This window comes from Thiohalophilus sp., assembly GCF_034521165.1.
In the GTDB taxonomy this organism is placed as follows: domain Bacteria; phylum Pseudomonadota; class Gammaproteobacteria; order UBA6429; family Thiohalophilaceae; genus Thiohalophilus.
Map to the genome: position 1 here is coordinate 72,974 of NZ_JAXHMV010000014.1, position 11,990 is coordinate 84,963.

The 11,990-nt window shown below is 50.2% G+C and carries 11 protein-coding genes; 2 read left to right on the plus strand and 9 right to left on the minus strand.

Annotated features, from left to right (window positions below; all coding sequences use genetic code 11):
* Window positions 1-52 precede the first annotated feature (52 nt).
* From U5K34_RS13610 to U5K34_RS13635, 6 genes are all read right to left on the minus strand, one after another.
* On the minus strand, window positions 53-2,341 hold the full coding sequence (locus tag U5K34_RS13610) for an MMPL family transporter (protein ID WP_322568944.1): 2,289 nt from the start codon (window positions 2,339-2,341) through the stop codon (window positions 53-55).
* Window positions 2,338-2,901, minus strand: coding sequence for a LolA-related protein (locus U5K34_RS13615; protein WP_322568945.1), 564 nt, complete (start codon window positions 2,899-2,901; stop codon window positions 2,338-2,340). The genes U5K34_RS13610 and U5K34_RS13615 overlap by 4 nt, the downstream gene beginning before the upstream one ends.
* Window positions 2,898-3,791: a hypothetical protein gene (locus U5K34_RS13620; protein WP_322568946.1), complete on the minus strand. Its 894-nt coding sequence runs from the start codon at window positions 3,789-3,791 to the stop codon at window positions 2,898-2,900. The genes U5K34_RS13615 and U5K34_RS13620 overlap by 4 nt, the downstream gene beginning before the upstream one ends.
* Window positions 3,784-4,095, minus strand: coding sequence for a hypothetical protein (locus U5K34_RS13625; RefSeq protein ID WP_322568947.1), 312 nt, complete (start codon window positions 4,093-4,095; stop codon window positions 3,784-3,786). The genes U5K34_RS13620 and U5K34_RS13625 overlap by 8 nt, the downstream gene beginning before the upstream one ends.
* Window positions 4,096-4,136: 41 nt before the next feature.
* Window positions 4,137-4,403: a phosphopantetheine-binding protein gene (locus tag U5K34_RS13630; protein WP_322569092.1), complete on the minus strand. Its 267-nt coding sequence runs from the start codon at window positions 4,401-4,403 to the stop codon at window positions 4,137-4,139.
* 187 nt (window positions 4,404-4,590) lie between these two features.
* Entirely contained in the window at window positions 4,591-4,791 is a 201-nt protein-coding gene (locus U5K34_RS13635) for a helix-turn-helix transcriptional regulator (protein WP_322568948.1), read from the minus strand.
* Between the two features lie 431 nt (window positions 4,792-5,222).
* On the opposite strand from U5K34_RS13635, the gene U5K34_RS13640 reads away from it, so the two are divergent.
* A complete protein-coding gene (locus tag U5K34_RS13640; protein ID WP_322568949.1) occupies window positions 5,223-5,903 on the plus strand; it encodes an alpha/beta fold hydrolase in 681 nt (226 codons plus the stop codon).
* 13 nt (window positions 5,904-5,916) lie between these two features.
* Here the strand turns inward: U5K34_RS13640 and U5K34_RS13645 are convergent, their stop codons facing one another.
* The 3 genes from U5K34_RS13645 to rluC form a co-directional block, all read right to left on the minus strand.
* Window positions 5,917-6,888 (minus strand): S49 family peptidase, encoded by a 972-nt coding sequence (locus U5K34_RS13645; protein WP_322568950.1) that lies wholly within the window; start codon window positions 6,886-6,888, stop codon window positions 5,917-5,919.
* Between the two features lie 66 nt (window positions 6,889-6,954).
* Complete coding sequence (locus tag U5K34_RS13650; protein ID WP_322568951.1) at window positions 6,955-7,623, minus strand: HAD-IA family hydrolase; 669 nt, start codon at window positions 7,621-7,623, stop codon at window positions 6,955-6,957.
* Entirely contained in the window at window positions 7,616-8,584 is a 969-nt protein-coding gene (gene rluC, locus U5K34_RS13655; protein WP_322568952.1) for a 23S rRNA pseudouridine(955/2504/2580) synthase RluC, read from the minus strand. Before rluC ends, U5K34_RS13650 begins: the two co-directional genes overlap by 8 nt.
* A gap of 434 nt (window positions 8,585-9,018) precedes the next feature.
* On the opposite strand from rluC, the gene rne reads away from it, so the two are divergent.
* A complete protein-coding gene (gene rne / locus U5K34_RS13660; RefSeq protein ID WP_322568953.1) occupies window positions 9,019-11,874 on the plus strand; it encodes a ribonuclease E in 2,856 nt (951 codons plus the stop codon).
* Window positions 11,875-11,990: the final 116 nt, after the last annotated feature.

Here is an 11,990-nt window from a genome sequence, read left to right on the forward strand (position 1 = left end):
ATAATTTTCATGCTGATACAATCACAGTTTTTTTCAAAAAAGGCCTTCACTGTCAATCAATCGAGGAGATCAGCCAGGATGTAAGAAAGCTCAAAAAAATCCCGGCGACAATCACGCTCCCCATAGCGGACAAAACAGGTATCGAGGAGAACGCAAGAAACATAAACAAAGTCACCGTTGTTATTACGCTCACACCAACAGCATGAAAACTTCTAGCAAAAACATCCGCTTTGCCCCGGCTATGGTTAAAAAACAGACTGTAGTCAAGGCCCATACCAATTACAAGAAATATAGCCATAAGATGGAATATATTCAGGCCCGGCCCACCCAGTAGCCCGGCAGCAAGCCCCCCTGCAACGCCAATGAATACCGGAGTAATTACACGCAGCGAGTTCATGAACTGCCTGCTGTATAAAAATACAACAACAGTGAGAAAAACCAGAACCAGATAAACCGCTGACAAGGTTCTATCTCGATATTCCTCAAATAAGTTGCTGACTTGATCTTTTATATTGACATGATATTGACGGACACCCGGATTTTCCTCTAGCCATTGCATAAATCGTTTCGGCGATGATAGTCCGCTAACACGAATGACAGACAACCAGCCGTCATGGGTTTGAACAAGCCCCTGTCTGACAAAAGGCCCAGCTGGCGTACCTAGAATTTCGTCATAGGAGGCAGGGTTCTGTCGTTTTGTATTTTGCGATAGTTCAATAAAACTCTGAAAAGCGGATGGTTTGAAGGGCATATTTTCGACTGCAGATCGCAAATTATTCTGTAGTTCATCACTTTCAGGAATACTGTTTTTCCGAGCCTTCTGTCGCTTTGCTGACGGTAGAAAGTCTGTCACAGGGACGACATAATTGACAATGCCCTTGCTAACCAAATCCTGGAGTTTTTCGGTAAGTTGCTCGGTGGATACCAGTACGCGTTGCAAGTCCGAATCAGCAATAACAAAGACATCAGATACTTCGACACCGCCAATTACATTTCTTAACTTCGCATCCTGTTTCTTTACTTCATCGGAGACAGGGCTGATTGCATCAACGCTATCACTCCAGTAGATATCACGTTGCACCCAGGGTAATGAAACAGCCATTATAACCAATATAAGAACAACTATAGCATAAGGTGTAAAGACTTTCGGAAGTGACTTAAACAGCCTTGGGTTTACTTTTTCCGGATTGACAATCTCTGGCAAAAAATACCGAGTTATCAGCAAAGCGATAATCAGGCCAGTAGATGCGTAAATAGCCAGCTGAGAAAGACCTTCAAAGCCACTGAACAGTAATATCAGAAATGCACCGGCAGAGCTTAACCCACCCAGACGCAAAATCGGCCATATTCGGTTCGCCGTGACGCATAATTTCTCGCCGGGATATTTATGGCTGAACAGGTGCACAGGATAATCAAGCGCAACGCCAAGCATCGTAATCCCAAAAGCGATGACAACACCATGAACACTATTAAAAACAATCTGAGTAATAGCCAGAGCAACCAGCGCGCCAGTTACCAGAGGAATACCTGAATACCACACAAGATAGACTGACCGATAAGCGAGCCAAAATACCAACACTAAGAGCAAAGGAATAGCCCAACTCAATCTTTGAGTGACCATTTTTATTTCATTGCGCGTCGCAACAGCGATTGCACCAGGCCCGGTCATTTCAAGACGCGCATTTCCTGCTGGCGACAATTTCCGGAATGTACTTTGCAGTTCTCTCTGAATCTGCTCGATCGTATCGAGACCAACATCAGGATTTCTGAAGTCAACGCGAAGTATTGCACCTACTTCTGGTGCGTACCAAACCGGATATTGCTTATTCAGTTTTGATTGGCGTTCGAGTGGTTGAAAATACGTTTTAATTGACAAGTAAGGATCTGACTTTATCAAATCACCAATTAATGGACCCTGCCCCTGGCGAAGATCTGATATTCGGTGTCTGAATGCGTTTTTCAGACCCGCCAGAGACCAGTCTGTATCAACTAACAGAAAACGTTTCTCTTCGAGAACCTCGAGTTGAGAATCATCAAATCCTTCCTGACCGTTCTGGAGTATGACGTTATCCGCAGTTACAGAAAATTCTGCACGCAAAACTCTGCTCAGTCTAATCAGTTCCTCGGAGCTTGCGCCAGAAATAATAACAAACATTGCCGAAGATTCACGACCGCTCAACAGCTCACTTTGCAGTTCATGAAAGGTACCATCTTCTTTACCAGACGGCATAAACTGTTTCAAATCAGTGACTGTATGCAAATTAAAAACAAGATATATTGACAACAGAACAGTCGCCAAAAGCCATACCGCATGAAGCGTTAAAGGTTTGATTTTATTCATTCAGGATCGATGCGGGTTATGTGAGCATCACCATTTATATAGACAATCTCAAGCTTTCTAAGCTCGTCTTTATAACCGCTAACCGTGATTTTTCTGACTTTATTTTGGCTATATGTCAATTTTGGAAAAAGCTCGAGAACCCATGACTGGAAATTATTATCAGAATGCCGAAATTGATAAAGAAACATTCTGTCAAGGGCGGCACGATCCCCCTGCAACAGAGCCCGCAGGGCATAGATACCCATTCCGAGTTCAGGATGCTCCGATAACCGGATGTGCTTTACCGTTTCACCCTGCTCAACTTTTACAGAATCCCGTGAGACGGTGTAGGTTAAAGATTCAGGTGAAATAACTTCTTTAATTAACAGATCTGGCCTTTTAAAGTATAATTTACCATGACTGATGATATCTTGATCAAGATAATCAGCCCGCCAGATATCGGTAAAATCTGCGGTCATCTCGGCATTCGCCGATATTTCATCCAGACGTTTATCTAGAAAATCCGCTTGCACCAGACTGGAAAAGATTAGTATTATAATGAAAAGCCTAAACCGACTCATCTGGCTCTCCAGTAATCGTAAAAATTGAACCAGTTATAGGGATAACGACTCAGGATACGCTCAACCTGAAAAATATAATCACTTGTTAAATCCTGAATGATTACATCTCTTTGGTTTCTTGGCGCTGTTACCGGATCACTTAGCTTTTTGAGAGTTATATGATAGTGGTTATCGCCAACGTATGTCGCAAAAAATACAATAATTGGCACGCCTAGAATCAATGATAGGGAAAACGGGCCAGATGGAATCTCGACTTCGCCCCCCAGTAAGCAGCATCGAGTCAACTTCTCACCGGGCACCACCCTGTCAGCAAGCAAACCAATCACCCCACCACTCTCAACGACTTCTTGCACCTGAAGCAAGGCATTTGTATCTGAAATATTGATAACAGAACTGGCGATATCACTGTTTAACTCATCCAGAATCCGGGTAATCATTGCGTTGTGATTACGATACATCAGTATTTTCAGATTAAGATCTGCCTGCTTGATGGCAAGACAGCGCATAGCCTCAAAACTACCAACATGTGCGCCCAGTAACACGGCGCCACTATTACTATCCAGCACAGACAGCGCCTCTGGATCGAGATCGTAACTGATTTTGAACTTTTCGAATTTACCTGTAATAAAATAAACTCGATCTAGAATCACCGAGGCGAAAGTATAGATATGCTTGTAAATTGATCGTATATCACTTGATGTTTTTGGATTGCGACGAAGGTAGTCCGATGAAGCGGCACGAGCTACCGGAGAGAACAGGAGAAAGTAGAAACTGATTGGCCACAACCAAATGCGAGTGATAGTCCTCGGCATATTAAGAGCGAATTTGCATATTAACTTTAATAGAAATGGGTTGCTTCGCTCTTTTTGTGCATCCCAGCTTTTAACCATTCTTACACCCATTCGATGCAAGTCTGATTTTTCCCGAAATCACCCTTATACCATCGACCTCGCAGGTGAAGTCGTACAAAGAATCTTTTTTTCGAACGAATTGAGTTATAACCTTTTGTTCTGGAAAAATGGGGGCATGAAACTTGATTTGAGAAAAACCACAAATATAAGCATCACCGAGCTCTCTTAACAGCCCTTCTGACATCAAATCGAGGGCTACAACACCAGGAACAATCGGTCGCCCGGGAAAATGTCCTTCCAGGCAAGGATGATTTCCTGGAACTTCAAAAGATGAGTTAATCATTAGAGTGTGGATCGATCTGTATTGATGTAACTCAATCAGAGTTATTTGCTCATACTCGCATTTGACTCAACATATGATGCCAACATACGCAGGGATGAGAATATATTCTGAATGTCCGGGTTATCTGCTCGCAGATTTATGCCATATTTCCGGGATAGCGCAACTGACAACTCAAGCGCATCAATAGAGTCCAGACCAAGCCCTTCGTTAAACAAAGGTTCTTCGGGATTGATATCCTCAACTTCCATATCTTCCAGGTTAAGTGATTCGATAATCAAACCTGCTATTTCGTTTTCAAAATCCGTCATCCCCACGAAAAACACCTCTTATTAAATTCGCACCAGTCTGTTATAACCCCGACAAGCAACAAAAATCAGATAAAGTAGCGGCTGCATAAAATGTTACTCGGCAGCGGATATACTGTTATCCAGACTGTGTAGTTACAATTTCCCACCGGTTCACAGTATGATTAATTTGTTTATTCAACAGAATTGACTAATCAGTTATTTCAAACAAATCCCCAACCTGACAATCAAGATAACGACACAGTTTATTGAGGACACCGATCTCGATTCGTTGCGCTGTTTCCTGATACAAGCGGGTAATTGTGCCTCGACTTATCCCTGTCTCACGTGCCACGTCGGATATTTTCAGCTTCTTTTCACCCATTATTTTTGAAAGATGACATTTAACCATGAACGCTTTCTTTTTATAAGAATATTAAATGAAGCTAATGTGCTCTATAGCAGCACATTATGCGTTAAAGCGGGTCGATTTGTTGCATAAAGAACTATATTAGATATGCTCGAGCACCGTCAATAGTCAGATTATGATTGTGGGAGAGAGAATCATTAACCATCGGATTCTGATGCGTCGGAAATTGTGAAAAATCTGCAAAGCTATACCGCATAACATTGTAACTCATTCGCAATTTACGCATTGAATGTAATTAGTCGATTGATTTAGCATGAAAGTCTGTATATAAATTTGATTTTTCAGAACAAAAAATGTAAATGGCCAAATAGATTTTCATGTCGCAGAATTTTCTTATCGCCAGATCACTGTTTTGTTTTCTTTGTTCGCTCGTGCTTGCTGCATGTTCGTATTTACCGAATGCAAGTAATCAAATGAAAGTGACCTGGCATCATTCCAAGAATAATGACAGCCGACAACTTGTCATACTATTACCAGGTATCTGGGATAAACCTGCTGAGTTTATTGATCATGGTTTTATTGAGATTGCACGCAAGAATAATATTGAGCACGACTTTCTTATAGTAGATGCGAACATTACGTATCTAATACGCGGTAATTTTTCTCAACGCTTCATAGCTGACGTTATCACCCCGGCACAAGAAAAAGGTTACAAGTCTTTCTGGCTAGTGGGTATATCATTGGGGGGATATAATGCACTTTCTTATTACCTGGACCATCCTGAAGCAATAGAAGGAGTAGTGCTTTTATCACCTTATATCGGTGTAGACAAAGAAGAGGACCTTCTCCATCAAATACGCCAATATGTCAACAAGGATGATCTACCTTCCATTACTCAGCGAATTCCTTATACCAACTGGGAGCGCCTTGCCTCTTTCGAAAAACATGGCTCTTTGAAAAATATCTATCTGGCCTATGGCCGCCAGGACAAATTTGCACCCGGGTACAGCGAGTTCGAACAACTTCTTCCTCACGAGAATATTCATGCTATTGATGGTAATCATGATTGGCGAACCTGGTCCAGGCTTTGGGAGGAACTTCTGAAAATGCACATGATAAAGCCTCTGCAATCCGCGACTACCCAAACGCCGTAGAGCCAACAGTTTTTTACCGAATCGATCCGCCTTCCAGTCCCATTGTTTTGCTGATTGCCTGACCCATGGCGGCGCCGAACTGGCGGGTGAAACGTTCGAAGAAATCGGGTCTGGGGGTATAGTCGACAATGTTTTCCGCCTGGATGACCTCACGTGCGACGTAGCTGCTGCTGCCGAGGCCGTCGATCAACCCCAATTCGAGACTTTCCTCGCCGGTCCAGATCAAGCCGCTGAACAGCTTCGGATCATCGGCCAATCTGTCGCCGCGCCCTTTTTTGACGGTATCGATAAATTGCTGGTGGATGTTGGTCAGCATGTTCTTGACATGCTGCACATCTTCTTGCTTTTCAGGGCTGAAGGGATCCAGGAAGCCCTTGTTCTCACCGGCCGTGTACAGACGGCGATCTACACCCAGTTTGTCGATTGCCTCGGTAAAACCAAAGCTGTTCATGATCACCCCGATCGAGCCGACAAGGCTGGCCTTGTCGGCATAGATTTCATCCGCGGCAGCGGCAATGTAATACCCGCCGGAGGCACCGATATCGGTGATAACCGCATAGACTTTCGTGTTGGGATACTGTTCGCGCAGCCGAACAATCTCGTCATTGACATAGCCGGCCTGAACCGGGCTGCCGCCGGGGCTGTTAATGCGCAGGATAACTCCCTGCACTTTTTCGTTTTTAAATGCCTTGCGCAGACCGGTGACAATGTTATCGGCACTTGCCGACTGGTCGTCGGCGATCACGCCGTTGACCTCAACCAGCGCGGTATGGTTTTTACCGGTCAGGGCCGCCCCAGCCGAGTCGGGTTTGACGAAGGCGGTGAAATAGACCAGAAACAGATAGGAAATAAACAGGAATACGAAGAATATCTTCCAGCGGCGACTTTTTTTCTGCTCGTTCAGCGCCGCAAAAGCCAGGCGATTAATAACATCCTGTTGCCATTGTTGTTTGGAAGCGTCTGGGGACTTTTGTTCATCATTCATGCTATCGGTTCCATTCTTGTCCATTTGATTTATTATGCTTCTGGCGCTGCCAGAAAAATAACAGCATCAGGCTGCCAGATTGACTTTCTCTTTCAGCCAGCTATGCAATTGCTCAATGCTGTCCAGGCAATCCAGGGGCTGGCAATCCAGCAAGCGCTGCTTTTCGTGCACACCGTAAGTGACAGCCAGGGATTTGACACCGGCGTTGCTGGCCATTTGTAAATCGTATTCAGTATCACCGATCATCAGCGCGCTGTCTGCCTCCACACCCAGATGATCCATGATTTCATGCAACATCTGCGGATGGGGCTTGGAGTGACATTCGTCCGCGCAACGGGTGATATGAAAGTACTCATCCAGGCCTGTCTGCTGCAATACCTTGTTCAGGCCGTTGCGTCCCTTGCCGGTTGCCACGGCCAGGAAATGACCGGCCTCGTGCAGCTCTTCAACCATCGCTCTGGCGCCGGCAAACAGTTCCGAAGGTTGCCGGGGCGATTCGAGAAAGTGATAACGATAGCGTGCCGTCAGTTGCAACAAGTCGGCGCTGCTGCCTTGCGGATACAGGGTGCGCAGGGCTTCCTGCAGCCCCAGACCGATAATATTTTTCAGTTCATCGTCGCTACGGGGTTCGAGCCGGAGGTCATCGATCGCGGCGCGCATGCAGGTGAGGATCTCCCCTTCTGAATCCATCAGGGTACCGTCCCAGTCAAAAATAATCAGTGGTGTGTTATTCATGGAACTCCAGTTTCAGTTCAGTCAAAACATCTTGCAATGACGCCTCCAGCGGCGCGCTCACGTCAATATGGGGGCCGTCGTCGTCAAATGCAAATACCAGCCGCCGGGCATGTAAAAACAGCCGCTTTAACCCCAGCTCGCGCAGCTGTTTGTTGAAATTTTCATCACCGTATTTGTCATCACCGGCGATCGGGTGCCCTTCGTGGGCGGCATGCACCCGGATCTGGTGGGTGCGCCCGGTTTCCAGTTTGATATCGACCAGCGAGGCGGTCGGATTAACCGCCAGCGGCCGAAACAGGCTGGCGGCGGCCTTGCCTTCGGGATCGACGCGCACGATGCGCTCCCCCGAAGAGAGTACATTCTTTTTCAGCGGGGCCTCGATGCGGGCCGGGCCACCATGCCACTGCCCTTTGAGCAGCGCCAGATAATGCTTGTCGATGCGATTTTCGCGCAGCAACTCGTGCAGGGTACGCAGTGCGCTGCGTTTTTTGGCGATAATCAGGCAACCGGAGGTATCCCGATCCAGGCGGTGCACCAGCTCCAGAAACGGTGCCTTCGGACGCAATGCCCGCAGGGCCTCGATCACCCCGTAGCTGATCCCGCTTCCGCCGTGGACCGCCAGCCCACTGGGCTTGTTCAGAATCACGATCCGCTTGTCCTCGAACAGGATGCTCGCCTCGATCTGACGTAATACCCGCTCGGCCGGTGTGGTGACCGCCTTCTCGCCCAGACGCACCGGCGGAATACGCACCTGATCCCCCGCCTTGAGACGATACGGCGCCTGGATGCGGCCCTTGTTCACCCGTACCTCGCCCTTGCGCAGAATACGGTAAATCAGGCTGCGCGGTGCGCCCTTGAGCCGGGTAAGCAGGAAGTTATCGATGCGCTGGCCGGCCTGTTCCGGGCCGATTGTGACCAGTTTGACCCCCGATGAGGCCGGATTGCTGCTTTTTGTCGCCATATTGCGCGTTATTCTAGCATTTCTTATCGAAAGATTGATGCTCTGGCACAACACTGATATATTCGGCAGACTCTTGGCCAATCCGGGAGTGCGCTGCTGCTGTATCTCCAAGATGAATACAGGACAGCGCAGACGGTCAAAAACCGGTTTTCCATCATCTGCCTCGGGCAGGTGATCTCAGTAAGATAAATGTGGCTATTCGCGACCTGTTAACACGACGAATAGCCGTGGTTGAACATACGCGCTCCCCGGGTACCGCGACACGTTTCGCGACCGGGTGGGCAGACCAGCACGAAACCGGGTGAGTCTCGCGTATCACGCCGGCTGTCGGCGATTATCGGCTTCGTGCAGCAGAAGGTCTGTTTGTGGCATTGCCCACCGGTCCGGATCCATCCGACCGGGGTTAGAGCGCATGCACGCATAAAGGTTATACAATGAAAAGAATGTTGTTCAACGCAACTCAACCTGAAGAGTTGCGTGTTGCATTGGTTGATGGCCAGCGGCTTTACGATCTGGATATCGAAACCACCGCCCGCGAATCCAAAAAATCCAATATCTATAAAGGCAAGATTACCCGCATCGAGCCCAGCCTCGAGGCTGCGTTTGTCGATTACGGCGCCGAACGTCACGGTTTTCTGCCGCTGAAGGAAATCTCCCGCGAATACTTCCGTGACGGGGTCGATCCCGGCGGCAAGCTGAACATCAAGGACGCGGTCAAGGAAGGCCAGGAGCTGGTCATCCAGGTGGCCAAGGAAGAGCGCGGCAACAAGGGCGCGGCTCTGACCACCTTCATCAGCCTGGCCGGGCGTTATCTGGTCCTGATGCCGAATAACCCGCGTGCGGGCGGGGTCTCCCGCCGCATCGAGGGCGACGACCGCAACGAAGCGCGCGACGCCCTCGCCCAGCTGGAAATTCCCCAGGACATGGGCATCATCATTCGCACCGCCGGCGTCGGCAAGAATGTCGAAGAGCTGCAGTGGGATCTGGATTATCTGCTCAATCTCTGGAAAGCGATCAAGGAGGCCTCCGAGCAGAAAGGCGCGCCGTTTCTGGTCTATCAGGAAAGCAACCTGATCACCCGTTCGATTCGCGACTATTTCCGCAACGATATCAACGAAATCATCATTGATGAACCCAAGGTTTATGAACAGGCCCGCGAGTTCATGAACCAGGTGATGCCGCATAACCTGAACAAGATCAAGCTGTATCAGGATCCGGTGCCACTGTTCACGCGTTACCAGGTCGAATCCCAGATCGAATCAGCCTTCCAGCGCGAGGTGCGCCTGCCTTCCGGGGGGGCGGTGGTGATCGATCATACCGAGGCGCTGGTCTCCATCGACATCAACTCCTCGCGCGCCACCAAGGGGGCCGACATCGAGGAGACCGCCCTCAATACCAATCTGGAAGCCGCCGAGGAGATCGCCCGTCAGCTGCGTTTGCGTGACATGGGCGGCCTGGTGGTCATCGACTTCATCGATATGACCCCGGCGCGCAATCAGCGTGAAGTGGAAAACCGGCTGCGCGAGGCGTTAAAAGCCGATCGCGCCCGGGTTCAGATCGGCCGTATCTCGCGCTTTGGCCTGTTGGAGATGTCACGCCAGCGCCTGCGTCCCTCGCTGGGCGAATCCAGCCAGATCATCTGTCCGCGCTGCAGCGGTCACGGCACCATTCGCGGTATTGAATCCCTGGCCCTGTCGATCTTGCGACTGGTCGAAGAAGAGTCCATGAAGGAAAAAACCGCCCGCGTCATGGCGCAATTGCCCGTCGACGCCGCGACCTTCCTGTTGAATGAAAAACGCGATGTGTTGCAGGAGATGGAAAGCCGGCAGAAGGTCAAAATCCTGCTGATCCCGAACATCGATCTGGAAACCCCTCATTTCGAAGTGACCCGCATTCGCGAAGACGATCCCTCGCTGGAGGAAAACAAACAAAGCTTCCAGATGGTCGAGCGCCAGGATGAAGAAGGCCTGGACACCCTGTCCGCTTCTATCAGCTCCACGGCCACCCCCCCGGAAGAGCCGGTGGTCAAATCCGTGGCGCCGGCGACCCCGCGACCGGTAGCAGCAGCAACAACGCCCGTTCAACCCGGCCTGCTGGTTCGTCTGTGGCGTGCCCTGTTCGGTACCGGTGAATCCCGGCCAAGCAAACCGGCCCGCCAGGAAACGACCAGTGGCAATCGCCCGCGTCGCAAAACTTCCGCCGGTGAAGGCCAGCGCCGCAAGCCGCAACAAAACCGCCGTAATCAAAACGGCGGCGGCCAGAGCCAGAACCAGAGCAGCAATAAACCGGCGACCAAACAGGCCGAAAGTAAACCGGCCAGCGAAGCCGCGGCCCAGAGCGATGAGACCCAATCCAAAGCAGCGGACAGTGGCGCCCAGGGCGACCAACAGCAACAGCGCAGCTCCAGCAGCCGCCGTGGACGCCGTGGAGGTCGGCGGCGCCGGCGTTCCTCCTCCGGTTCATCCACGGACGAAACCCGCAGTGATGAGCAGCCACAAAGCGGCAATGGGCAGCAAGGCGCATCGGATAAAACCGCCAAAGTCGATAACAAGCCGAACCAGGATAAATCCGGCCAGTCCGACAACCAGCAACCCGAGCAGCCTGACAAGCCCGGCAAGTCGGACAACCAGCCCGAACAGGACAAGTCCTCTGGCAAGTCGGACAACCAGCCCGAACAGGGCAAGTCCTCTGGCAAGTCGGACAAGAGCGAGCCAAGCGGCAAGACCGAAACCAAAGGTAGCGCAGCGCGTTCCGGCGGTGGTAACCGCAATGACAGAAAGAGCGATAACAGCGGCTCGCACCCGCGTATGCGCGCCAGCGACCGGGGCGAGGAAACTCGCGCGCGGGATAAACGCGATAGCCCGCAGGCAAACGATAACGCGGCCCCGACCGCGGTGAAGAAAAACGACGCTCCCACACCACCGGCAGGCCAGGCCGATCAGGGCGATACCGGCGGTGCCACTGCACCGGTCAATCAACCGGCGGAAAAACCGGCAAACCGGCCCGAACCCACGTCGCCGTCGGCCAATAATGAGCCGGTACAAAGCAGCCCCGTCGCTGCACCGACGCCAGCGCCTGCAACAGAAACGCCACCACCGGCTTCCAAACCGGCCGCGTCTGAAAACACCACGGGCAACGAGTCAAAACCTGTCGACAGCAAACCGACAGACGCCTCACTGGTACAGGTGGAAACCCGCACACCGGCCAATCAGGATTCGGACGACTCGCAGGACGAGCGCCGTCGACAATCCGACAGCCATCGCAACCTCGCTGACAAACCGGAAAACTGATCAGCCGCTCACAGCGATCAAAAAAGGAGGCCTCGCGCCTCCTTTTTTATTGGGTGATGCAAATGGCAATTGGCAGTAATTCGTTACCCCTGCCGGCAAAATACACCCTGTGGCGT

What these genes read in the sequence shown, in the direction of transcription:
- U5K34_RS13610 (WP_322568944.1), bottom strand. Translation starts at nt 2,341, where the DNA reads ATGAATAAAATCAAACCTTTAACGCTTCATGCGGTATGGCTTTTGGCG.
- U5K34_RS13615 (WP_322568945.1), bottom strand. Translation starts at nt 2,901, where the DNA reads ATGAGTCGGTTTAGGCTTTTCATTATAATACTAATCTTTTCCAGTCTG.
- U5K34_RS13620 (WP_322568946.1), bottom strand. Translation starts at nt 3,791, where the DNA reads ATGGTTAAAAGCTGGGATGCACAAAAAGAGCGAAGCAACCCATTTCTA.
- U5K34_RS13625 (WP_322568947.1), bottom strand. Translation starts at nt 4,095, where the DNA reads ATGATTAACTCATCTTTTGAAGTTCCAGGAAATCATCCTTGCCTGGAA.
- U5K34_RS13630 (WP_322569092.1), bottom strand. Translation starts at nt 4,403, where the DNA reads ATGACGGATTTTGAAAACGAAATAGCAGGTTTGATTATCGAATCACTT.
- U5K34_RS13635 (WP_322568948.1), bottom strand. Translation starts at nt 4,791, where the DNA reads ATGGTTAAATGTCATCTTTCAAAAATAATGGGTGAAAAGAAGCTGAAA.
- U5K34_RS13640 (WP_322568949.1), top strand. Translation starts at nt 5,223, where the DNA reads ATGAAAGTGACCTGGCATCATTCCAAGAATAATGACAGCCGACAACTT.
- U5K34_RS13645 (WP_322568950.1), bottom strand. Translation starts at nt 6,888, where the DNA reads ATGAATGATGAACAAAAGTCCCCAGACGCTTCCAAACAACAATGGCAA.
- U5K34_RS13650 (WP_322568951.1), bottom strand. Translation starts at nt 7,623, where the DNA reads ATGAATAACACACCACTGATTATTTTTGACTGGGACGGTACCCTGATG.
- rluC (WP_322568952.1), bottom strand. Translation starts at nt 8,584, where the DNA reads ATGGCGACAAAAAGCAGCAATCCGGCCTCATCGGGGGTCAAACTGGTC.
- rne (WP_322568953.1), top strand. Translation starts at nt 9,019, where the DNA reads ATGAAAAGAATGTTGTTCAACGCAACTCAACCTGAAGAGTTGCGTGTT.